Source organism: Cellulophaga sp. BC115SP, assembly GCF_009905545.1.
GTDB classification, from domain to species: Bacteria; Bacteroidota; Bacteroidia; order Cytophagales; family Spirosomataceae; genus Flectobacillus; species Flectobacillus rivi.
Window position 1 is genome coordinate 34,083 of record NZ_JAAALB010000009.1, and the last position, 25,002, is coordinate 59,084.

A 25,002-nucleotide genomic window follows, 5' to 3' on the forward strand; every position below is an offset into this window, starting at 1 on the left:
TAAGTGAAAGTTCTTTTACACTTGATATCTTTTCTTCCTTAAACTACTGTGCTTTTTTCACCAATTTATATTCAATATTTGGGTAGCCTCGTTCGCCACCATCAGCGGAAGTAAAGTTTAAGAATTTCAATTTATAGACATTTCCTGTAGCATCTTTTACAACATAGAATCTATCTGTTTTTACACCAACTGTTCCTGTAGTGGCTCTCCAATTAGCGCCAATTATCGAACGGTTATTGCTAAACGTAACCGAGCTAATATTACTTTCGGCGAAGGCATGATAACTTACGGTACTAGTCAACACCTCTGCGGCTTGCACGCCCGCCAAATGGTTAATAAAGACTTGATCGGAGAAATAATAAGGAATGTCTGCTGTTGCTGATAGTGCTGTTTTATACAAAGCTCCCGTCCATTGAATATCCCATTTTTCTTTGGCTGGCTCTACCGAAACAGGACTTGTGCTATCGAAAGAGGTGTACACAAACTGCAATGAAGCATCTTTAGCAATCGTCATAGTTTGATAGCTTGTTTCATTTAGTTTGGCATATTGTAAAGTATAGCCTCCTGATGTATTTCTCAATACACGTAGTTTGATCAAGTCTTTCTTTGTGGTAGCTCCGCCTGTGCCTCTATTCAAGATATAGACTTTATTGTCTGCATCAGTTGCCGAAACCGATGCTATCACCGTTTTAGAAATATCTCCTGTCACATCATCTACCAAGGCAAAATGAGCTGTTTCATAACCGAGTGTCAAGTTTTTGCCAACGGTATCGGCAGCACTTACTTGATTTATATCTGTCTTGGTTGTTGCAATAGCTGTTGCAGCAGTCAGGTTATTAATTTTTACGGAAAAAGTATTTCCTGTATAAAACCCCAAATCCCAAGCAGCACGAGCCACAGCAGTTTGGCTATTGTTACTAAAGTCTACCCAAACAGAATTGACTGCCGATGAGCCTCCAGTTCCACCATTGAGTTTGAGCGTTGAGCCATCAGACACAATTGCTGTAAATTTCACGGTCAATTCTGCATTAGTTCCAACCAAAATTGAGTTGGTCGTTGAAGCAATTTTTACAGCAAGTGACTCCGAGCCACTCAGAAAAATACCTGCTTTTTTAGTTAGTTTAAAAGATGTCTCGCTACTTCCCGCTGGGATTTGTAAAGTAATTTGGTTATTACTTGCGGCAGGTTCTGTTGTAAACTCAGTTCCATAAGTAAGCCCTGTTGCTGCCAATTGTAAAGTAACAGAAGTCGCAGATTCTACAGCTCTCGAAAGCTTTACTTTGATTACTGATTCTGTTGTAGCAGCATCAATTCCTTGTTGTGTTGCTTCAAATTGTGCCAAATTATCGGGTAGAGCAATCTCTGTGTCTTTGCATGACGATACCACCAAAGCACCCCCTAAAAGTAATGCTCCTAATAATTGAGAAAAATACTTCATTGTTTTCGTTTAATTTATGAGAATGAGTTACAAAATTTTATTGATGAATCTGATAAGTTATACCTGCAAAATAGGAGCGTCCATAACTCATTGGCACGGGTCCGCTCGTACTATGCGCCGAGCCTGAGGTCATACCTGTATTGTTTAAGCGTGTAACATTCGCTAGATTCTTGACTCCAGCGTTAAGCTGAAAGCCATGCTTCAGTTTTTGGGTAATGGTAAAATCTACCCAGTGAAAACTTCCTATCTCGGTCAACTTTGCAGTAGCATTCCCTTGTGCATCAGTGCTGGCTTGATAGGCAGGTTGCTTTCCTGTAAACTTATAAAACAAACCCAATGTAGTACCTGAGCCTAGTGTATAGCTTACATTGGTATTTACTTCTGGCGACCATAAAAAACTTTCCATAGCCGTATTCGCCAAGCTCTCGTCACTCAACAGTTGATTGTATCTGCCAATGTATGAAAGCCCCAAGCTGGCGCGTAATTTTTGAGTTGCCAACGTTTGTTCAATTGTAAAACCTGTTGTTTTAAATCTATCGATATTTATCGTTTGCGAAACACTTGGATTCGTTGGATCAGTACCATAGCTTATCAAATTTCTAAAATCATTATAAAATCCCGTCAACGTTGATTTATGTTGAAACTTCCCAATATTGCCTATTCGAGTCAGTGAGGCATTGAAGCTGTCTGAGTTTTCTGCTTTCAAATTAGGATTGCCTTTGATTGAATGACTTGCGTCAAAGAAATTAAAATATAGTTCTCTCAAGGCAGGAGCTCTAAATCCTTGAGCATACGCCATACGCCAATCCCAATGTTGACTCAATTTTATCTTCATATTCAACGCAGGTATCAATGGGGGAGCGGCATATACCGAATTTTTGATTAGTCTAAAACCAGGGCGAATCAGCACAACTGAGTCAAGATTAATTTCTGGTGCTACAAATAGTGCATAGTCATTGATACTGGGCGAACCCTCAATTCTGGCTCCGCTAGCTCGGTCTGCATTGATTTCAAAACCAGCTTGTAAATTCAACAACTTCGACCATCTATAATATGCGGTAGCACGCATCATAGCGTTATTAAATTTTGAAATATCTTGTTCTCCTGCCCCAAGCGAAAGCGTTCTTTTACCCGTATTCAAATCCAAAATTGAGGTTTGTGTTTTGCGCTGATAGTCGGTATATGCTGCTAAGAAATTTACCGTCAGTTTTTCATTTGAGTGCCAATTTCCTTGAAATTGGTGCATTAGTCGCGTCGTCAAAAAGCGCTGGTCACGTGCTTGATTCGTGTTGATGTTGACTGTTCCAAGATTGACAATATCTTCGTCAAGACCATCTAATCGATAATAGAATTCAGCATTTTTAAAACGATAACCCAACTTGGCATTCGCTAGCATTTGTGTTTTAGGCAACCATTCTTTATTTCTTCCTGTTGAACTACCTTGCCAGCCACCAAAACTTTGGTTGGTCAAACCTGCCGAAAAGGATAGAGCCTTATGTTGCCACGTTCCAGTAATACTTTGGAGATGTACGCCATTCCAAACATCTCCCACATTTTTACTAAAACCGTATTCATTTGCCACCGTTTCTTCTTGGACTTTAGCTGACAGACTCCAATGATTCGTATTTCCTTTTTTCGTAATAATATTGATTACCCCAGCCAAGGCGTCTGTTCCATAGTTGACCGACATGGGACCTTCCACTATCTCGATTCTTTCGATGCTGTTAATATCTATCTGATTCAAGCTTTCTCGTGTATCTCCACGGTCAAGCATCGGAACTCCGTCTAATAATATCTTGACATTTCTACCCGACATACCCATCAACTGAATATCCGTTGTACCTAAAGCCATATCATTCGAAAATCTGAAACCTATTTCATTATTCAAAACTCCCATCACATTGGTAGCTGCCCGCTGTTCTATTCTTGCTCTATCGATAACTCTTACTTGATAAACAGAATTACGGAGCGTTTGACCCTGTGGCTGTCCCGTTACAACTACTTCGTCAAGGTTCTTTACCGAAGGTTTTAAGGATACTTGGATTTTCATAGGCTTCTTCCAATCGAGTGCATTCTCGACAGTTTCATACCCAACTGAGCTGATTTTAACCCGTTCCATTTGTTTTTGAGTAACCTTTAAGCTAAAACTTCCATCCGATTTACTCAAAGTTCCTTTGCCAGATTTTAGCAATAGGATAGTAGCTCCTTCAATAGGCAATCCTTCTGTATTGATAATTTTTCCCTCTACTATTATTTCTTGGGCAAATACTTGCCAGCTTGCTGCCAAACATAGCAACAATAACACAACACACTTATATCTCATGGATTTGATGCTAATTCAAATAAGTAATATTCTTAAATACTTTTATTATTTTTATTTAGACTTAATATAAATAATTATACAAAGGTATGTAAAAAAGAATTGAATTGTCAAGTATTATTTAGAATCATTTTAAATAATTTTTCAAGTAACCTTATTCACTAGTTAAATATCGGTTCTATCTAATGGTCAAAATGACCATTAGATGAAAATAGTCTTTTGACAGATTTCTACGATTCCCATAAAAGAAGAGACACTCATCTAATGGTCAAAATGACCATTAGATAGAAATAGTTTTTTGGTAGGTTTCTACGATTCACCTAAAAAAAGAGAAGCTCATCTAATGGTCAAAATGACCATTAGATAGAAATAGTTTTTGACAGACTTCTGCAATTCACCCGAAAGGAGAGAAGCATATCTAATGGTCAAAATGACCAATAGATAGAAATAGTTTTTTGACAGATTTCTACGATTCACCTAAAAAAAGAGACGATCACCTAATGGTCAAAATGACCAATAGATAGGTGAAAATTTTCTTCATTATTTTGCATAAAAAATCATGCAAAATAATTATATTTGCATATAATTACATGCAAAAGAAATGATACAAGACCAACTGCTTAGATTTATCAGAAGGCGTAATGCCTTGTCGATTGCTACGCTTGAACGTGAAGCAAATTTACCTAAAGATACTATAGCAAAAGCACTTAAAGGTGAAAGAAAACTAAGTGATAAACACGTAGAATCTTTATTGCCAGTTTTGACAGCTTATGGCTACTCACCAGAGTTATTCGAGAAAGCCAGAGTTGTATCCGTTATCAATCACAAAGGTGGAGTAGGCAAAACTACAACTACTGGTTATTTGGGTGAAGCCATTGCCAAAAAAGGCTTTAAGGTATTACTTATCGACCTTGACCCACAAGGCAATTTGAGTCAGATTTTTGACGTTGATATCCAAGATGAAAAACAGGTGTACACTAGCTTGGTTAAACTTCAAGACCTACCAAGTTATCAGGTAGCAGACAACCTTTATATTTGTCCATCAGATATTGAGTTGTCCAAAGCTGAAACCGAGTTAATCAATAAAGTAGGAGGAGAGCAACGTCTTAAAATTCTCATTTCGAGACTGAGTGAAAACTACGATTTCATTTTGATTGACTGCCCTCCGTCATTGAATATCCTTACGATGAGTGCCATGCAGGCATCTAATAGTTGCTTGATTACCTTGCTTCCTGAAATGTCCGCCTTGAAAGGCTTGAATACTCTTTTGGAACGTGTTTCAGAAGCTAGACAAATCTTTAACCCGTCTTTGCAGGTGGATGGAATTGTATTTACCATGGTTCGAAACAATACCGTTCACAATGGAATCAAAGATTTAGTTCGTGAAGAATTTAATCATGTTCGTATTTTTAGTAATGAAATTCGACACTTGATTGCTTTTCAAAAAGCCCAAATTGAGCAAATTCCTATCAGGATGTACGACAAAGATTCGGAAGCTGCAAAATGTTATGATACCTTCTGTGCCGAATATTTAACCTTATTCTAATTATGGCAAAAGATTTTAAAAGCACCTTGAAATCTAAAGCAAGGGAAGCTATTACCAACTCTTTTAGTTATGTCGAAAAAATCAAAACCAATATCACGATTCTCGACGAACTAAGAGACTTTATTCCACCTCTATTACCTCAGGAATATGAACAATTACGTTCAAACCTACTCAAGGATGGTTGTAAAGACCCTCTTTTAGTATGGGAAACAACTAAAGAAATCATTGGGACAGGGTCGGCAGAAGAAGCCGCTTATGTGTTGGTAGATGGGCACAACCGTTACAATATTTGTAGCGAGTTGGGAATTAATTTCAATGTTCAGTTGGTGCCTTTCGACTCTATTAAAGAAGCCAAGGAATACATGATTGACCTTCAATTGGGTCGTCGTAATTTGAATCCTCAACAGGCATCCTATCTTCGAGGACTCCGTTATCAAACCGAAAAAATTAATGTTGGTTTGAACTTCAAAAAGGAGCTATCTAATGGTCAAAATGACCAATTGATAGCTGATAGTTCTCAAGAGAGTTCTACAGCTAAAAAGCTTGCGGAAGAATATAATGTTTCAGAAAAAACCATTCGTCGTGATGCAGAGTTTGCTGCTGGTCTAGAAAAATTTAGTACTCAATTAAGAAATGAAGTTCTTTCTGGAAAAGCAAAAATTGAAAAAGCTAAGGTTCAAAAACTATCCAAGCAAGTAGTCGAACAACCAATTGAAGATCTTTCTCAATTCGAAGCAATTGTATCTCAAACGCAAATATTAAATTCTGAGACAACAATAGAAGAGCCAGCCATTGAGATTTTGTATGAAGATGTTTTGGAAAAAATAAGAATCGCTTTCGCCTCTAGAAGCAAGATAGATTTGGACGAAGCTCAAAAATCTTTCAATAATTTTAAGAAAGTATTCTAAAAATGAAGGTCTATAAAATGGTCATTTTGACCATTTTATAGACCTTCAAACTTTAAAAAAAAGTATTTGCGTTAAGTCCGTTTGCTAAAGCTTTTGCTTGAAAATCTTCTCTTATTTTAGCAAATTTTGTTGGATATAATTTCTCCACTTTCTCGAACATATATCCTTGAAAAATTCCCCCTTTATCAAAGTTCACCAAAAACTCTTGCACATTATCCAACTCAGGATACAACTGATAATTTGCTTGGGCAAGCTCAGCTAAGATATTCGGATTTTCAGTTACATTATCATTTTTAAGCTGTAACATCAATTGCGCAATCAGAGCTTGCTCATCCTGAACCAAGGTTTGTACGAGCCCCAATCGCTCTTGAAAATAATCTTTTTGTAAATCAACTTTCAATCTCTCCAACTCATTTTGCAACTGATTCGCTTTTTGAATCTCCATAGGAGAGAGACCTTTGGGTTTGACTTTTATCTCTTTTGTCACCACTTCATTTCCCCAATCAGCGTCTTTGATACGATTAAAGATATAGCCTCCGACACTTTTTATTTTTTCGCCCTTGTCTATTTTTGCTATCACATAATCAATCGAACGCTTTACTTGCTCTTCAGAATAACCATCTAACCACTTTTTGAGGGTATTTTTAGCAATTCTGAAGCGTCTGACGTTTTCGTATAGCTGGTCTAATGTACTGGTACGTTCTTCTGCTTGAATGAGAGTGGATTCAATTACTTCGCTAGGAGTGATTTCTTCAATAAAATCCTGTGTTCTTGAAGCTACTACAATACTACCATTCGTTGATTTGATGACTTGTCTGGTGAGCTTTTTCGAAATTTGCTCTAATTGCTTTGGTGCTTTCTTTTCTTCTAAATGAAATATAACAGCATCCACTGCACGACCGACTTTTTCTTCCTCCAATTGCGTTACAACCAAGTCAGTATATTTCTCAAAATCATTGATCGTCTTCTGCAAAATCTTCTGTTTGAAATTTCCATACATCGGATATTCATTATCCTGAATCGCCAAAATTTCTCGCAAGCGTGCTACCGAATATCGTGCCCGACGGTTTCCCAAATTAAATTGATGCTTCAATATCAAGTACATCTTTACCGATGTCGGACTTTGCACATTTGCAATATTTCGAATATCGATGGTTAGGTACTCCCTCTGGAGCTCCAACAAATAGGGTTTTAGTTTGGGATTAAACTTTAGGCGAATACGATTTTTTTCACTTTTCTTAACAGGTTCGCTTGTTTCATCAATTAGGTGAATAGTCGTTTTATAAATCTCGCCATCTTCTTTTTTTTCATAGATGACAAAGCGTTTATTAAAAAGACGCTCTGCCGCATCACGAATAGCCTCGTAGTATCGACCATCATCACTCAAAGAATATAATTTGATAATGTCTTGTGTACGGATTTCGTATTCCGCAAAATCATCGTCGTCGGGCAATACCATCGTGAGCATGGCCATAAATACACGAAACTCATGGATGTCCATTTTAGAGGTAGCTTCCACAAGCCCTGCTTTACCACCTTGCATTCGGATGATATATCGGTCTTGATAATCTTGCTTTTTACGTAAAGCTGGTGTTCGTTTCTTTGTCATTAATCAGTTCAGAGTTTAATCAACAACACATTGATATTTCAGTATCTTCTAGAGAAATCCAGAAAGTGCTTATTATCAAGAGTAATGATCACTTTCTATAACAAATATACAAAGAATTAACTATAACTATAACTCCGTCGAGTTATAGTTATAGTTACTCGTGAAAATGGTTATAGTTGTCCGTGATTTTGGTTATGGTTACTCGTGATTATAGTTATAGTTACTCGTGATTTTGGTTATAGTTGTCGTGATTTTGGTTATAGTTACCCCTACAATAAACTGTAAATCAAGTAGTTACAGAGCCTTTAAACATAAAAAAGAATAAAAAAGAATAAAAACAACAAAAGAAGATGTTGCTGTTTTTATTAAAGTTTTTGTTTATTTTTTTTAATCGACTCTAAAAAAAATAGTCCTTCTTTGATTTCTTAAATGAATAAAAAAATAGTGTGAATATGAAAGGTAGCTAGTTCGATTTTGTTAAATAAAAAAGGCATTCCGTGAAAATGGTTATATTAAATCGTGATTTTGGTTATATATAAAAAGTGCTTAATTTTTGAAATAACGAAGATTTTAAGCCTAATTTCGTGAAATCGGTTATATAAAAATGATAAAAAATAGCCCAATTTTTTGGATTATTCCAGAAAAATTGGGCTATAATATGAATGATTAATGGTGTATTTGGGACTGTTGATTGCGGAAATATTAAAAAACACCTACTTTTTTATAAAGTTGATGATACTTCCGCAATCCAACAGCCGCTATCCTAAAGGGATAATGCTTCAATACATTGGTAAAGTATCTACTATTTGTATTGAATTTTCTGGATAGGAGAGAAGATCATATCCTCGACACCAGCAATCTTTAAGCCCACACGTGCGTACACATAATTTTGATCTGGATTGATGGTTGGAACGTTAACAGACATTTTGATACCTGTTAGATTAGTCACATTAGCACCAGATAGGTTTGTGGCTGCGATATTTGTGCTACCAGCCACGAACTGCGTCTTGTTGATATAAAGACTCACACGCTCAATACTTTTGGCGTTAGCGTCCGTTATAACCTTACTGAGGTCGAAGGTAGTTGAGACTACTCCAGCTTCATTGGCGAATTTGGCATTCTTAATCAAGTAATATGGAGTTACTTCTATGTCGATGTTTTGATTATCCTTCAAATCAACATACAAAGTATCAGACGAACTACCTTGTTGTGCTTTGGTCATGAACGGTCCTTGACCTTTAGGAATAATCAATTTGTATTTTCCTGCAAACAATAAAGAAGAAAACGTACCTTCTTGCGAAACGGTTACATCGATAGGCGCTAATTTTCCCCAACCTGGTTCCCAAAGCTGCATACCTACTTGGCTGTATTCGAGATTTAAAGGCTCGCCTCCATACACGATGCGACCTTTGAGTGTAATTGATGGTGCTACGTAGTTATCCTTTGAACAGGCAACCAAAAGTAGTCCGGCAAGCACAACGAAGTATTTTAAAATTTTCATATTGAATTAAATTGAATGTCTATTGATTTGGGTTTCTCACAATTTTAGGGTTGTTACTGATGATATCGTCACCAATTCTTGAATAGTAATTACCCATCAAGAAACGATCAGCACCAGTTACACGTGTCAATTTCACCACCTTGAAAATCCATTTGTCATGGTTGGCTGTGTTTGGCGCATAGATACGATACGGCCAAAGTGAGTACGGCTGAGTATTACGTTTTGTCGCTTTATCAAGTTCAGAATTTAACTCAGTAGGGGAGATGCTATTCCCATCTTGAATTAGGTGAGCAATTCTCCAACGTTTCATATCGTAAAGCGTATGACCTTCAAATGCTAACTCCACACGACGTTCGTGAGCGATACGGTCGAAGTTGATATCGTTGGCTGTAAGCGCTTTGGTTAGACCAGCACGAGCACGAAGCGAGTTCATGTATTGAGCAGACAAGTCTTTTTGACCTAACTCGAATGCTGCTTCTGCTGCATTGAGTAATACCTCTCCAAAACGATAGCGAACAAACCACATTTCAGATTGCACCCCACGCTGACCCGAACCAACTGCTGGGTCAAGGTATTTTCTTAAATAAAAACCTGTTTGAGCAGTAAATTCAAAGCCATCAATAGGTCCGTCAAATCCTACTACTTGTTCTGCTAGCGTTTTACCCGGTAGTACCTTTTGTGCACCACGGTCTGTACCACTGATAATAGAACCATCCGCCAATTGATAACCAGCCCAAATATCTACTGCTCTACCCTTAAATTTACTTCCAGGAAGAATAACAGTACCAGCCAAACGAGCATCACGGTCAGCAAAAATGTCGCTAATACCCGAATAATACACAGGAGTACCGTCGCTGTTGGTTGTTGGAAGTGGCGCATAAGTATTGTCCAACTTTTCGAATGCTTGAACAAAGTTCAAAGAAGGGTTAATACGTCCGCCTTCTTCTTCCTCAGCTCCATAACGTGGTTGGTTTACAACAGTGAAATTGTGAGTTTTACCAGATTGTAGTTTAAAATCTTCTACAAAAATCACCTCAGGGTTATTTGCTTTATCATAGAAAATAGAAGCAAAGTTTTCAGACAAATCTGGTTTTTTGTTGTACAAACTATAAGCACCAGCTTTTCCAGAAATCAAATCTTGAGCATAACCTAGGGCTTTGTTGTAATAACCAGTAGCCAAACTACTTGGAATCCCAACTTCACCACCTGAGAGTGTCACAACAGGTGTATTAGTTCCATAGCGAGCAATAGATGCTGCATAAAGGGCAGCACGAGAAGCCATGGCTAATACGGCACCTTTGGTTGCTCTTGATTTTTCCGAAGTACTTGATGGAAGTTTATCTTTGATATCATCGGATTCTTTCAAGATAAAATCATAGACTTCCGATTCTTTAGCACGAGGATTACGCAAATACGTTGGGTCGCCACTAAAGTCATAAGTAAGAGGTTCAAGAATTAACGGCACACCGCCCATTCTTTTTACCAATTCAAAGTAATACGAAGCTCTCAAGAATCTAGCCTCTGCCAAAAAGCGGTCTTTTGTGGCAGCGTCAAGGGCAGTGGCATTATTACATTTTTGGATAAAAAGGTTTAAGTCACGGATGTAACCGTAATCCCATGCTCCCCAAGCACCGTAGTCCCAACCTGTGTTTTGGAAGTTTCCATACTGTCCTGCTTCAGACCAAAATGCTTCGTTGAAGTCAGAGATAGCTGTCCAGTTTTTTACAGTACCAAGGTCAACATATCTGTTATATAAATCGCCTAAAACAGACAGCGCTTGGTCTGGACTAGACCATACTTGTTGTTCTGTTAAAATATTGGTTGGTTTTCTGTCAAGGAAGGCATCATCATTACACGACCAACAAATTCCAAGACTTGCCAAAAGAATACTATATATCGTTTTTTTCATTTTCGGATTCAAAATTAATTAGATAGAAAGGTTAAGACCGATGTTAACAAACTTGCTTTGAGGATATTGCAAACCATTATCGTCAGCAATTTCTGGGTCAACACCATACTCCTTCAGATTGTCGAAAGAGAACATATTGTATGCGTTGATATACACACGTGCTCTTTGAACTTTGATTTTATCTAAGATTGATTTTGGTAACTGATAGCCTAATTCTAAGGTACGAGCACGTAAGTAAGTTACGTTTTGTAACCAGAAGGTAGAGTTACGGTTGTAATTGCTATGTCCACCGTTGTTGTATCTGAATGCAGGGAAGCGACCTGGAATCCATTCGCTGTTGATATTGAATGGATCAGCACGATGCCATCTGTCTGTCAAAAGTGAATTGAGTGCACCTTCGTTTTGGTATGCCCATCTTTGTTCCCAGTTTTGGTTCCAAGAGTACATGCTACCACCAGAGAAGTCAGCTGTTAGAGAGAAACCTTTCCAACCTACTGATACGTTAAAGCCAAAGTTTATCGTTGGCTGACCTGTAGTGGTGTAACCAATTGGGCGAACATCGTATTGGTCGATTTTACCATCATCGTTGATGTCTTTGTAAATCAAATCACCAGGAAGTAGCGTACGGTTTCCTTGACCATCGATGTTTACAGGATAAGCATTGATTTCCTCCATAGTTTTGAACTGACCAGTGGTTTCGTAGCCCCAGAAAATGCCTGTGTAACGATTCTCGATTGAGTTACGGTAATTATCCCAAGAGTTGTTGAAAATTGGTTTGTACGTTTCAACCGTTTTGCTTCGAGCGTAAGAAAGGTTTCCACCGATACTGTAGCTAAAATCTCCTTTTTTGTTATTGTATTGAAGGGCAATTTCACCACCTGATTGGGCGTCACTATTTACGTTTTCGTCTGGAAGGCTATAACCTAGTTCGCTTGGTACTAAGATGTCATATTTGCGACCTCTCAAGCCTGTTCTTAAACGATGGAAATAATCTACGCTACCTGTCAATTTTGTGCCTAGCAAAGAAAAGTCTGCACCGATGTCGGTAACCTTACTTTTAAACCAAGAGATGTTTGTGATTGGTTGACCCTTGTCACGGCTAGTAACTACTGGCGTACCACTCAAAATAACAGTTCCTGCGTTGTAGTTATAACCAGTTAAGTAGTCATAAGCACCAATACCAATGTTATCATCACCCAATACCCCGTAAGAAGCTCTTAACTTTAAATCATCCAAAATGCTTTTTGAACCTAAAATATTTTTCATGAAAGGTTCATCTGTAATTCTCCAACCAATTGAAGCAGAAGGGAATACACCTACACGTTTGTCTGGAGTAAATTTCCAAGAGGCATCACGACGAGCAGAAACTTCAACATAATATTTGTTAGCAAAGTTGTAGTTGAAACGACCGATATAACCAATTCTAGCTTCCTCGTTGTCTGTATCGTTGTAGGTATCCATTGTTGTGAAATACACTAGTGGCAACACGTTTGTTTTTGGCACCGAGTGAACCCACTGGTCTTGGTATCTTTGCTCTTGACGTTCTGTTACAAATACTCCTCCTACGTTATGTTTTCCGAAAGTATTATTATAACTTAATTGACCTTGATAGATATTACGCATTACTTTGCGAGTACCTCTTTCACGCCAAGGGTTGGTACTACCACCAGTTACTTTATAGCTATTGTCTGTTGGGTTATAGGTATACGCTTGATACGTATATTCATGTCCATTCATAACACGGTCAGCAATGTAGTAAGAATACATACCTCTGGCTGTCAAACCTTTCACGCCCGGAATTTGGTATTCTCCTGTAAAATTGGCTTGCATTACACGCCAGTCTTCACGCCAGTATCCTCCTAGTTTTTTGTTGTTATAAGCCCAGTTAGTTTCGTTGTGCTTAATATCGTTCAAATACTCTGGATTGTCATTTGCATAAGGACGTTCGAAAGGACGGTTTCTCAAAATGGCAAATCTTGGTAACCAGTAATCATCTGCCCCAGGGATACCCGGTTGGTCACGTGTTTCGATACGACCATTGATTTGTACGCCCACTTTCAAACGATTTGAGATTTGAGCATCTACGTTACTTTGGATATTACTTCTTTGGAAAGTAAACTCGCGACCTAATACCGAACTTTGAGCTAAACGTGTAGCAGATAAGTAATAAGTAATTTTGTCTGAACCACCAGTTGCACTGATATTCAATGAATTAAGTGGAGCATTTCCTTGAATGATAAAGTCTTTCCAGTTAAAAGTTTGGTAACCATATTCTGTTCCAACCTTATATTTTTCAAGTTCAGTTTTTGTCATAGCTGTTGTAAAAAATTGGTTTACATCAGCATCTACTTTTCCTAACCACCACTGATAAGAGTCATTTACAACACTTGGGAATCGCGACCAGTTTTGCCATCCAGTGTAGGTATCTACATTAATGGTATTTTTAGAACCAGCTTTTCCTCTTTTGGTAGTTACAACAACAACCCCGTTGGCAGCACGAACCCCATAGATAGCCGCAGAAGCATCTTTCAACACAGAGATACTTTCGATGTCGTTAGGAGCAATGTTGTTAAACTGACCAGCATCTTGTTGAATACCATCGATTACGTAAAGTGGATCACCCATGTTACGAATTTGGATGTTGGCACTCGCACCTGGACGACCATCAGCCATACGGAAAGTTACCCCTGGGATTTTACCTGCCAAACCCGCACTTACTGTTGATCCCCCGTGTACTTTTTCAATATCTTTTGAAGTTATTACCGAGATAGCACCTGTCAAAGATTCTTTCTTTTGAGTACCGTAACCAACTACTACAACTTCATCGAGACTTTTTACATCTGCTAAAAGTTTTACCTCGAGAAATGTACGATTGTTGATAGCTACTTCTTGACTAACAAAGCCAATAGAAGAAAAAATCAAGGTCACATTTTGATTACTTACGTTGATAGTAAACTCCCCTGAAGCATTGGTACTTGCTCCTTTGTTGGGTGTTCCTTTCACAAGAATGTTTACTCCAGCGATTGGTTCGCCTTTTTCATCAACAACCTTACCTTTTACCGTCTGATCGGCGATAAGGCTACTGACATTACTTGAATTACTGGTTAAAAATCCCGCAGTTGTCTTTGCTGTAACATCCTTGACGCCAATCAAGTTGAGCAGCAAACAGGCCACGGGGATTTGTACCACAGATTTTTTCATCCATGGTGATAGTAATAGTCTAGATTGATTCATAAATTTGAAAGATTTGTTCGTATTGTTTTAGTTTTCGAGCAATAAAAATCCACAACTGACGCCAATCAGTTGAGTATGAACAAACGACCAGTCAGGGATGGGACAAGCATCCTTGACTTTTTTTTGAGATTGAAATACACGTTATCTTATCATAGTTGTTTCATGTAGTAGAGAGAAATTCTTGCTTTGATTAGGGGAGATATTGATGCAATAGTGAACTTCTCTCGACTTAGTAGGTTTATACTCTATAACCTCAGAGTTTAAGGGTTGCTTAGTACTAGTGCTGAATGATGAGTTGTGACTTATAGCGTAAATTTTTAATTATCAATATTTTACACTCAAAATCAATCAACAATTATTCGACACTATTACTTATCTTATATTCATTTAAAGGTAATTTTCTTTAGCATTGTACTGCACACTATCTTTTCTTGGCATATTCGGAAGGACGAATTCCAAATTGTTTTAAAAAGCTTCTACCAAATTGCGCTTGCGAATTAAAACCCGTCATGCTTGCGATAGTTTGTATTTTATAATCACTTTGAACTAATAGCTCTGCTGCTTTTTTGAGTCTTGTAACAATAATCAATTCGTTGGGAGAAAGATTGGCTACAGCCTTAATTTTTCTATAAAGCGTTGGACGACTCATATTCATGGTTTCGGCCAGTAAGTCCACATCTAGCTGATTGTTGTCTATATTTTGGAAAATGATTTCCGTAATCTTTTCTAAAAATGCCTCATCTGATTTGCTATGTGCTATATTTTTGAGGTGCACTAGCGGCGAATTAGCAAAGTAATCTTTAACCTTAGACCTGTTAATCAATAAGTTACTAATTTGCATTAGTAAATAATCTAAAGAAAATGGCTTTTCGATATAAGCATCTGCACCAAGTTCAAGACCCACAATTTTGGCTTGAAGTGTATTTTTAGCGGTCAACAAAATCACAGGAATGTGTGAGTATTGTTGGTTACTTTTCAGATGTTTACAAAGTTCAAAACCATCCATAACGGGCATCATGACATCCGATAGTACTAGCTGAACAGACTCAGACTCTAGGAGTTCTAATGCTACTTGACCGTTGTTGGCTCGTAATATATGATAATCTTCTTCAAGTTTTTCGCCAATAAACTGGGCAATTTCATAGTTGTCTTCAACCAAAAGTATGGTTGGGCGCTCATCCTGAGCAGTTTTTTGAGCAACATTTTCGGAATATGGCGAAACAACTTCTTTCCTAATATCAAATTCATAAGCATGATGAATGGGTAATTCTAGCAGAAAAATGTTCATGTTTCTCGAATCTACCACCTTCAATGTTCCTTCATGAAGTTCTGCTAAAGAACGAGCCAATGCCAAACCAATCCCTGTTCCTCTTTGATTTTTTACATTATTCATTCGATAAAATGGCTCAAAAATGCGCTGACGATAATCCTCTGGAATAAGCACACCATCGTTTTGAACCTCAATCGAAAAATGAGTTTCATCTATCGAGTATAATTTTATAATTGCCTTATGTTCAGCGTATTTTACAGCATTGTCAATAAGGTTACTGATGATTTTTTGAAATGCCTCACGGTCGACAGATGCCCAAAAATCTTCATTGGGTAGTTGTAGCTCAAAGCTTATTTGCTTGAATGTTGCCATGGGATAAAACTCCTCAAAGCGTTCTTGTAAAAACTGACTGATATTCATTTTTACAAAATTCAAACTAAAACCGTTGGCCTCTGTTTTACGAAAATCCAAGAGTTGATTTGTTAATTCTAACAATCTATCTGTATTTTTCTCAATCACTTGCAAGCCTGACGACAACGCATTATTCTCAACATTTTTTTTCATTAAATCCTCCAGTGGCGCTTTAATAAGCGTCAGTGGTGTACGGATTTCATGAGTAACATTGGTGAAAAACTCAATTTTGGCGGCATAAATTTCCTTTTCCTTTTCAATTTCAAGCATATCAATTTTACGCTGATTTTGCTGATTGATATACTCATGGTACATTTGAATACCAAAGTAAATAGCCAACAAAATTACAATACTGTAAAGTATATACGCAATTCCGCTTGCCCAAAAAGGAGGGCTCACCTCAATTTCGAGCACGGCCATCTCTTCACTCCAGATGCCACTACCATTCGAAGCTTTCACCTTAAACGTATAGGAGCCCGGGGCAAGTTTGGTAAAATATACCTTTCGGTTAGTTTTTAATAAATTCCAGCCTTTGTCCAAGCCATCGAGCATATACATATACTCGGTGGTTTGTGGTGAGGTATAGCTTAGGGCGGCAAAGTCTAAACTAAAGGTGGATTGTGTATGGTCTAAATTTATGCTTTTAGTAAACGAAATCGAGCGCTCGAGCGGAGAGTTTTCCTCTCCAATCTCTAACTCTTGATTGTCTACTTGAATACCCGTCAGGTATACTGGGGGCACAAAAGCATTTTGCATAAAAGTATCAGGTGTAAAACTATTTAGACCCTTTACACTTCCAAAGTACATTCGTCCTTCATCGTCTTTGAAGGCGGAGCTATAGTTAAACTGGTCGCTCAAAATTCCATTTGATTTGGTATAAGTTGCGAGCTTATTGCGTTCAAAATCATACGCACACAAGCCTTTAGAGGTACTTATCCAAAGTTTATGATGTTGATCTTCCAATATTTTGTAAAAAACATCACTCGGAAAACCATCTTTTGTTCCAAATCTTCTGAATTTTCCTGTTTTTCTATCCAGTAAATTCAGCCCATTTTCGGTTGTAACCCACATACGATTGGCATGGTCGATAAAAATGCCATTGATAGCATTACAACTGATAGAGGTAATATCTTTTTCACTTGAACGAAAATTAACTACACGATTGTGTTTAAAATCTATACAGCGTAGACCCTCTCGAGTTGTACCTGCCCAAATATTTCCTTCTTGGTCCTCTGTGACTGTAATAAAATGCCCGTAGGTAGTTCGGTCACAAAGAGGCGTAAAGTCTTGTGTTTTTTCGTGAAAACGAAACAGTCCGTTGGAGGTTGCTACCAAAATCATATTTGACCTTGTTCGGTAGAGTGTTTCCACAAAATTGCTTTTCAAGCTTCTAGGTCCATTTCCTGCTACAAAATGCTTTACCACTTTTCCAGAAGGAATATCTAGAATATCTAAGCCAGACTCAAACGCACCTACCCATAGCTTATCACCAACAGTCATTAGCCCATGAATATTAGAGTGGGAAAGACTATTGGGTTTTCCGTCAGGCTTAAAATGGGTAAACTGACGAGTTTTGAGGTTGAGTTTATTCAAGCCATTGTCTTCAGTTCCAATCCACAGATTTCCAAATTTGTCTTCACAAATTTCTCTTACGGCATTTCCTGTAATACTATTATTGGCTCCTTGGTTAAAATATTTATCAAATGCCACGTGTTGTGTAGGCAAATAATTGATACCTCCAAAGTATGTTCCAATCCAAATCCCACCTTCACGGTCTTTCGAAAGTGTGTACAGCGCATTGTCTGAGATGGAGTAAGGATTACTATATTCGTGTTTTAGATTGATATATTTTCGAGATTGTAAATAATAAATATACAATCCAGACTCTGTGGCAATCCAATATTCATCTTCGGTGCGATGCATAAAATCGCGTACATAGATGGCTGTTTTATTGGAATTGTAAGTCAATATATCTTCATAAGTCCTAGTCTTGGTATTAAACAATTTTACTCCTTGACTTGAGGTACCAATCAGAATTGCGTTTTGCTTGGTATCATAAATTTTGTCTATCCAATGAGAAATTGCAGGAGCAGATTTCTCAAACATATTATACTTTTTCAACGATTTGCTGAACGCGTTATATTCCCACAAATTGCCGTCTGTGGTCGCTAACCAAATCTGTTGTTTATTGAGGATAAAAGAAGTAATATCTATTCGTTCTTTTCCTGTATCTAATTTTTCTGTCTTTTGTGTTTTAGGGTTATAAATCTGTAAGGTGTAATCCTTAATAAACCAGACATTTCCTTCGTCATCTGTTTTGATAGTGCGAATAAAATGCTCTTTGGTATCTGGCAATACACTAAATTGTTCTGTAATGGTATTGTACTGATAAATTCCTGCGTAAGTTCCTACCCAAATAGTTTGTTCGTCTCCCTCACAAACCGAAAAAACAGTATTGTTTCCTAAACTTTTGGGGTTGTTCTCTATTTTCCTGTAAACCTTAAAAGAGTATCCATCAAAACGATTGAGTCCGTCTTTGGTACCAAACCACAAAAAGCCTTTACTGTCCTGCATACTGCACATTACGGAGTTGTAAGAAAGATTATCTTCTACTTCATAATGACGAAAGCTGAAAGACTGAGCCAGCAACTGTTGGCACCATAAAACAAATAATACTATTGTAAGATTAAGTTTCAATTTACTGTGTTTTTTGTCTTGTAAAGATAAATTTAATTCCTAGATGCATAAAACTGTAAATATACTTAATTTAGGTGTAGAGGCTATTTTGAGAAGATTTGAATAAAATTTGAACAAAAATGAACAATTTAAAATCCCAAATTTATTGTCATTTTGCTCAAACTTCGTGGCTATTTGTCAGCAGATCAAATAGCCACGAAGTCTGTTTTTTATTTATGGAGTTTTCCCTCAAGCATTTTGATAAAATATCCACCTACTACCGAGCGAGCTTGGAAGCCAACTTGCTTGGCATTTGTAGTTTCATGCCAGTCAGATAATGGAACTCTTGAGGTTGTTTCGTTAGCAAATTTCCAAATTGGATGAATCAACGCTTGGAAATCTTGTTGCGAATCAGCCATCGTTGCTGTCCACATAATCCAGTCAGACTTGGTATATGTTTTTCTAGAATCTAAAGGCAAACCGTATTTTTCTTGTTTGTTCAAGTAATACTTAATTTCTTTTTGCATTACTGATTTTGGAAATACATTTAAGCCCAAAAGCCCATCCCAAACCAAGTTGTATTTTTGAGACCAAGTACCTTTTTTGTCGAAAGTCAAAGCATAGTGATCTCCATCTTCTGCCATTGTCTGCCATTTGCTTGCCATTTCTTTTGCAATAGCATGATATTTAGAAGCTGTAGCTTTGTCGCCAATCATTTCTGCCATTTTTGCATAAGATGCAATGCCCATAATAGCCTTAGCTGACAAGTTGATATTACGAGCCAAGTGACCAGCAAAATCGTCTGTACATAATTGGTTAGCTGGGTCAAAACCGTATTCTTCCAAGTATTTTACCCATGTCGATAATGTTGACCAGTGTTTTTTGGCGTAATCACCATTTCCATCTACAATACAAGTTGCGGCAGCTAAGGTAATCATGTTTCCACATTCTTCAACTGGCATATCTTCTCCATAAGTCTGACCATTAGCCAATGGATATGTACCTACATCGTGTGCTGCGAAAGGTTTTGCCCATTTTCCAGATTCAGAGTATTCGAAAATGAATTCTAATAATCCTTTCATCAAAGTATTGTTGTACAACAAGAACATCGGTGCTGACGGATAAGTTACGTCAACTGTACCAATAGAACCGTTTGAAAAGTTTTCTTTCGAGAAAAACAACAAGGTACCATCTCCACGGTCAACAGTTTTGTGCGCTGCAATTGCTTGACGATAAGCTAGTTCACACAAGTCTGCATATTCTTTACCACCTACTTTTTGTGCATCTTGATACAATTGTTGATCGAATGCTGCTGTTTTTGCCATCAATCTAGTGTAATCTTTTTCAGCCTCATCTAACATTTTTTCTGCTGTCATCGAAGCATCTCTACGCCACCACGCACGCAAGTTTTTACCAAAATATTGAACTGCGTAAATATCATCATAAGCCAAAATCAAGTGATTAGATTTTGAAGTTTGACCAACAGTACCAAAATCAAATGTACTTTTCAAAACTCTTTCTTGAGGAGTTCCTGTGGTAAAAGTAGCATTTTTTGCTGCTACATACGCATATCCCCAGTCGATACGGAGGTCATCGCCACGTTTTCCTAAGATTTTTTGCTCAACTGAACCAGCCGACATTAATTTCAAGCCACCAGCGGTATTTGGTAGTACTTTCGTTGCTACTTCCTGAGAAGTCATATTCACGGCTAAGTCTGCCGAAACATCCATTTTCACTTTTACTTTGTGAGAACGACCGTCCTTAGCGCTTGTTTCGAAGGTTACATACGAAGCTGGGCGAGCCAAAACCTCTAATTCGTCCATCAATAGGGGAGAGGTAAAAGTAGCTTTTATCTGTACACCGTTAGCATCAAATGTATAAATTGTGTTAGTAGCTTTTACCTGAACACTTGTTTGAGTTGCCGCTGTTACTGGTGTTGCTGGAGGTAATTCTTCCTGAATACCTACATCGACAAAACCACCCCCAATTGGGTTGATACAATGTACTGCAATAATATTTTTTCCAGGCTTAATAGCTTTTTGTGCTGCTGGAGAAAGTTTATATTGCTCATAACCAGCAATATAACAAGGGCCACACTCGTATGCTAAAACGCCATTGATGAAGATTTGAACATCGTCGTCATTACTTACTTGTAGTCTTAATTTCTCAGCATTGAATTTTGCAGGAAGTTCTACTGCACGACGATACCAGATTGTTTTTGTTTTCCAATCGGTATTTGGACGCATTGGATTGCTACCAGCACCGTCACCAAAAGGAGCTGTACCTGTTTTCCAAGCATTGTCGTCGAATGATTCTTTTTCCCAACCAGCAGCAGGCTTATCCAACGTGTATTTTGCTTGATATACTTTTTCTGCGGCTGTAGTAGCGTAAGTTTTGTAATTGATTTTAGGCATTCCTAAAAATTGAAAAGCTTTGCCATCAACTTCGACAATACCTTGAAGAGAGTGATTTTTGCCAGTCCAGTGTCTTGTTACTGACTCATTAGCTTTGTCTGAAACAGACCAAATACTAAAATAAGGGTCATTCGCAATGAGTGGAACAGCAGGTGGACGCAACTGTTGAGCTTGCGTTGAAATGCTGAAAAGGCTCAGAAGTGCAACAATTGATTTTTTCATGTGATAAAATTGATTCATGATATAGAGAATTGGGTGGGAAAGAAATCTCATGTTTGGGATAAAACACTTGATTTCTTTCAAACTCTCTACTATTATTTGATTAAAGGAAATGCTACAACTCTTAATTTACTACAACCATACGGAATAAGTGTGATGGTTTGTTCTTTGTTATCGACGGCACCCTGATAGAATCCGTCGCGGGTGGTAACGGGAATGCGGGCAACACCGTCGTTATTGATGATCCAAGCTGGAATTTGTTTGGCCGAAAGTTTGATTTCTATCGGAGCATTTTGAGCATTCCAAACATAACCTTGCGGCATTCCTTTGGTAGTTACTTGTAAAAATTTGCTTGGTTTTTCAGCTACTGAAGTAGGAATGCCGAAGTTCCAAGCACTTTTTGGGAGAATTTCATAAAAAGTACCTTCTTCTTTAATTTCCTTTTTATTCCATTCTTCTTCGATTTTTAAGGCATAAACCAGTGGGCCTTTTTCGACAACTCTTGAATTATGTGCCCATACGCTTGTACGAACTTCACTAGGAAAATGTAAGGTAATTTTGTCTCCATTTTGCCACTGACGTCGAATTTTTACAATTTCGCCAGCTTTTCCTTTTTTGAATTCCTTACCGTTGATACTAATGGTAGCTTCTTGACACCATTCGGGGATGCGGAACTCCCAAGGGAAAGTGACGGTTTTGGCGGACTGCAACTCAAAATTAATTTGATCTTCAAAAGGGTAGTTAGTGCTTTCGTTTATAGTAACCTCTACGCTATTTCCCACTTTAGCTTTTATACTTGATGGTCCATAAAGTAAGCTCGCTAGACCATTTTCTGGCGTTGCATACCAAAGATGACTTACAAATTTTGTCCAGCCTTGGTGCATATTTGAAGTACAACACGTGTATCCAGCGTAAGGACCAAATACGTTATTCATACCGCGATAAAATGGTAATGAGAAATCATAAGTACCACGTCTAACTTCCACCTGATTGGCTGTCTGGAAATACTGACGAGAGATATAGTCATCTGTTGTTTGCGTAGGTAAAGCATTGTAAGTCATGCGTTCAAGTGCTTGTGCATACATTGGGTCACCTGTAATACCTAGGACATTTTCAAGCGAAAACATGGTTTCGACAATAGCACAAAGCTCTACACCTTGAGAAGGTTCATTTCCATGCAAATCTTCATCTCCTGAAAACATTCCGTGAGGTAAACCATGCAAAGTCATGATGTCTTTCCAACCTTGACTCATCGCTTTGAGATAATAGTCGGTTTTTTTACTTTGATAATAAATAGCTGGTAATTTGATACCCATCCCCACATTTACCGCATGACGATCCATCCAACTTTCACCCGTTTGATTGGCTGAAGCCTGCATAACCCAGTTTCTTTCTGCCATGTACTGTGTCCATGGAGTGGTTTGTTGGTAGAGTATATCAGCAAGTTCTAGTAAAGATTTATCCCCAGTTTGATTGTAGAGCCAATAGGCAGACATGATATTGTCGCCCCCACGAGCACGAGCCCAATCTGTCCATTTGTTGAGCGGACAAGCCTTGATGGATTGTAATTGATAGTGAAAATATTTGGTCATGAACGGAATGACACGAGCATCTTTGGTTGCTGTATAGTATTGTTGCAACACCTTAAGCATTACCATTCTTGGCCACCAGTCGGCACCTTGTTCGCAAGAACTTATGGATTTTCCTTCTCTTTCTTCGTTGGTTAACGGTCCAAAGAAACCATTGGGTCTTTGTGTGGAAAGTGTCCAATCTATATATTTTTGAACCTTTTGAGTGAGGGTTTTATCTTCGAGTAAATAGGCTAGTGGCACAGCGCCATCCAACCAATAAGGGGTTTCTTCCCAAGCATCACCTTTGCCACCTAACCATCCATTGTCGTTTTGGACTTTAGGGAAATATTCGTCCAGGTGACCTGTTGCCCCTTTTTTCATGACTTCGAGCTGTTGACGAAGCCAACCTTGTGGCTTTACAGCTCCTAAAGGTAATTCGATATATTTGAGAGGAGCCAAAGGCGCTTTATTTCCTTGATATTGTGCTTTTTGAGCCAAACCAGACCAAGCGCATAAAATAAATAAAGTTAGAAGTAAACGGTTTTTCATCATATTCATAGTTGATAGTTATCTAGTATTTGTTTCAGTACCAGTAAATATATTGGATGCAAAATGTTAATCACCAAGGTTTTATAAAACTTGATTTGTACTTTTCTAAATTTTACACTTCTTACCCATCGAGCAGATGGTAATGCTAAGAAAACAGATTAGTAGATAACTTTAAAATAACCCCGAGGGCATGACACCCCCGAGGCGTTCTCATAGAAAATTGGAATAATTTACGATTTGGGTAACCGCAATTGTGCATAAGTCAATTGCACAATTTCAGTGATACTCAAAGTCGCCAAATGCTTACTTTGCAGGTAAGGGCATCTGTGTTTGTGTACTTACTGGTTTTCCAAAGTTGGGAGTACCATCGGAGTTCCAAGTAAACTTTTGAGCTCTTGGCGAACGATGGTTTCCACAACCTTGATTGGGTTCTGGGTTAGCGTGATAAAGTATCCAGTCTTCTTTGCCATTGGCAGATTTGAAGAAAGAGTTATGTCCTGGAGCATATACCTTGTTTTCTGCTGATTGTTTGAAAACAGGTTGAGCCGATTTTTTCCATGAGTTAGGATTCAATAAATCAGCATTTGCATCTGCAGTAAGCATACCCAAGGCATAAAAGTCTGTCCAACAGCCACTTGCTGAATAAATGATAAATGCTTTTTTCCCGTGAGATAAGTATTGAGGTCCTTCGTTTACGTTGACATGAGGTGGATTGGTTGCATCATTCAAATCTCCGTGCTTTTCCCAATCGTAATCAGATCCTGATATTTTAACTCGCTCACCATCGATGGTCCATGGGTTTTTCATTTTAGCTATGTAGATGTTTTGTTGCACATTTACATCAGCTTCCCAACCTGACCATATCATATAGAGCTGATTATTATGGGTAAAAACATCACCATCAATTGCCCATTTGTCATTTTTGTCAGCCACTTTCCCTTTGAAAATCCACTCACCTTCCATAGGGTCAGCAGAGGCATTTTCTAATACATACATTCTATGGTTATCATTTTTGCCATCATCCGCAGCAAAATACATATACCATTTTCCTTGGATAAAATGAATTTCTGGCGCCCAGATTTCTTTAGAATACATCGTTCCAACTGGTGGTGTCCAGATAGTTTTCTTGGGTGCTGTTGCTAGTTCTGCTATGTTTTTCGTTTTCCACAAAACCAAACGGTTGCCCGTCGTATGGGTGTAATAGTAATACCCATCTTTATAAAAACTGTAAGGATCAGCTCCGGAGGGTAACAAGGGGTTCGTGAATGTTTCTTGACTTTGCGCCGAAACATCCATTTGCCCACAAGAGCAAAGTCCCAAAGCAAGGATTATAGTTAATAATTTTTTCACCTTATATTGTTTAGTGTTTGATTATCAGTTATTTAAAATAGGTTTATTAAGGTTTGTTCCGAGCATTTATATGCTCG

General features: G+C 38.0%; 12 protein-coding genes. 2 read left to right on the plus strand and 10 right to left on the minus strand.

Annotated features, from left to right (window positions below):
* Nucleotides 1-43: 43 nt before the first annotated feature.
* Together GVN22_RS09265 and GVN22_RS09270 are read right to left on the minus strand one after the other, a co-directional pair.
* Entirely contained in the window at nucleotides 44-1,438 is a 1,395-nt protein-coding gene (locus tag GVN22_RS09265) for an HmuY family protein (protein WP_166550749.1), read from the minus strand.
* A 37-nt stretch (nucleotides 1,439-1,475) separates the two neighbouring features.
* Entirely contained in the window at nucleotides 1,476-3,761 is a 2,286-nt protein-coding gene (locus tag GVN22_RS09270) for a TonB-dependent receptor (RefSeq protein WP_166550750.1), read from the minus strand.
* 598 nt (nucleotides 3,762-4,359) lie between these two features.
* Here GVN22_RS09270 and GVN22_RS09275 point away from each other — a divergent pair.
* Nucleotides 4,360-5,304 (plus strand): ParA family protein, encoded by a 945-nt coding sequence (locus GVN22_RS09275; protein ID WP_166550751.1) that lies wholly within the window; start codon nucleotides 4,360-4,362, stop codon nucleotides 5,302-5,304.
* A 2-nt stretch (nucleotides 5,305-5,306) separates the two neighbouring features.
* Nucleotides 5,307-6,212, plus strand: coding sequence for a hypothetical protein (locus GVN22_RS09280; RefSeq protein WP_166550752.1), 906 nt, complete (start codon nucleotides 5,307-5,309; stop codon nucleotides 6,210-6,212).
* Between the two features lie 52 nt (nucleotides 6,213-6,264).
* On the opposite strand, the gene GVN22_RS09285 is transcribed toward GVN22_RS09280, so the two are convergent.
* From GVN22_RS09285 to GVN22_RS09320, 8 genes are all read right to left on the minus strand, one after another.
* The gene (locus GVN22_RS09285) at nucleotides 6,265-7,821 is read right to left on the minus strand and encodes a replication initiation protein (RefSeq protein WP_166550753.1); all 1,557 of its coding nucleotides are present in this window, start codon (nucleotides 7,819-7,821) and stop codon (nucleotides 6,265-6,267) included.
* A gap of 802 nt (nucleotides 7,822-8,623) precedes the next feature.
* Complete coding sequence (locus tag GVN22_RS09290; RefSeq protein ID WP_166550754.1) at nucleotides 8,624-9,322, minus strand: DUF3823 domain-containing protein; 699 nt, start codon at nucleotides 9,320-9,322, stop codon at nucleotides 8,624-8,626.
* A gap of 19 nt (nucleotides 9,323-9,341) precedes the next feature.
* Entirely contained in the window at nucleotides 9,342-11,231 is a 1,890-nt protein-coding gene (locus GVN22_RS09295; RefSeq protein ID WP_166550755.1) for a RagB/SusD family nutrient uptake outer membrane protein, read from the minus strand.
* An 18-nt stretch (nucleotides 11,232-11,249) separates the two neighbouring features.
* Nucleotides 11,250-14,465 carry a TonB-dependent receptor gene (locus GVN22_RS09300; protein WP_240915595.1) on the minus strand — a complete coding sequence of 1,072 codons (3,216 nt, stop codon included), beginning with the start codon at nucleotides 14,463-14,465 and terminating at the stop codon, nucleotides 11,250-11,252.
* Nucleotides 14,466-14,886: 421 nt separating this feature from the next.
* A complete protein-coding gene (locus GVN22_RS09305) occupies nucleotides 14,887-18,843 on the minus strand; it encodes a hybrid sensor histidine kinase/response regulator transcription factor (RefSeq protein WP_166550756.1) in 3,957 nt (1,318 codons plus the stop codon).
* A gap of 209 nt (nucleotides 18,844-19,052) precedes the next feature.
* The gene (locus GVN22_RS09310) at nucleotides 19,053-21,458 is read right to left on the minus strand and encodes a glutaminase family protein (RefSeq protein ID WP_166550757.1); all 2,406 of its coding nucleotides are present in this window, start codon (nucleotides 21,456-21,458) and stop codon (nucleotides 19,053-19,055) included.
* A gap of 92 nt (nucleotides 21,459-21,550) precedes the next feature.
* Nucleotides 21,551-23,584 (minus strand): beta-L-arabinofuranosidase domain-containing protein, encoded by a 2,034-nt coding sequence (locus GVN22_RS09315; protein WP_205690833.1) that lies wholly within the window; start codon nucleotides 23,582-23,584, stop codon nucleotides 21,551-21,553.
* A gap of 294 nt (nucleotides 23,585-23,878) precedes the next feature.
* Complete coding sequence (locus GVN22_RS09320) at nucleotides 23,879-24,925, minus strand: family 43 glycosylhydrolase (RefSeq protein WP_370520405.1); 1,047 nt, start codon at nucleotides 24,923-24,925, stop codon at nucleotides 23,879-23,881.
* Nucleotides 24,926-25,002 lie beyond the last annotated feature (77 nt).

Coding starts and splice junctions, on each gene's coding strand:
- GVN22_RS09265 (WP_166550749.1), bottom strand. CDS start 1,438: ATGAAGTATTTTTCTCAATTATTAGGAGCATTACTTTTAGGGGGTGCT.
- GVN22_RS09270 (WP_166550750.1), bottom strand. CDS start 3,761: ATGAGATATAAGTGTGTTGTGTTATTGTTGCTATGTTTGGCAGCAAGC.
- GVN22_RS09275 (WP_166550751.1), top strand. CDS start 4,360: ATGATACAAGACCAACTGCTTAGATTTATCAGAAGGCGTAATGCCTTG.
- GVN22_RS09280 (WP_166550752.1), top strand. CDS start 5,307: ATGGCAAAAGATTTTAAAAGCACCTTGAAATCTAAAGCAAGGGAAGCT.
- GVN22_RS09285 (WP_166550753.1), bottom strand. CDS start 7,821: ATGACAAAGAAACGAACACCAGCTTTACGTAAAAAGCAAGATTATCAA.
- GVN22_RS09290 (WP_166550754.1), bottom strand. CDS start 9,322: ATGAAAATTTTAAAATACTTCGTTGTGCTTGCCGGACTACTTTTGGTT.
- GVN22_RS09295 (WP_166550755.1), bottom strand. CDS start 11,231: ATGAAAAAAACGATATATAGTATTCTTTTGGCAAGTCTTGGAATTTGT.
- GVN22_RS09300 (WP_240915595.1), bottom strand. CDS start 14,465: ATGAATCAATCTAGACTATTACTATCACCATGGATGAAAAAATCTGTG.
- GVN22_RS09310 (WP_166550757.1), bottom strand. CDS start 21,458: ATGAAAAAATCAATTGTTGCACTTCTGAGCCTTTTCAGCATTTCAACG.
- GVN22_RS09315 (WP_205690833.1), bottom strand. CDS start 23,584: ATGAATATGATGAAAAACCGTTTACTTCTAACTTTATTTATTTTATGC.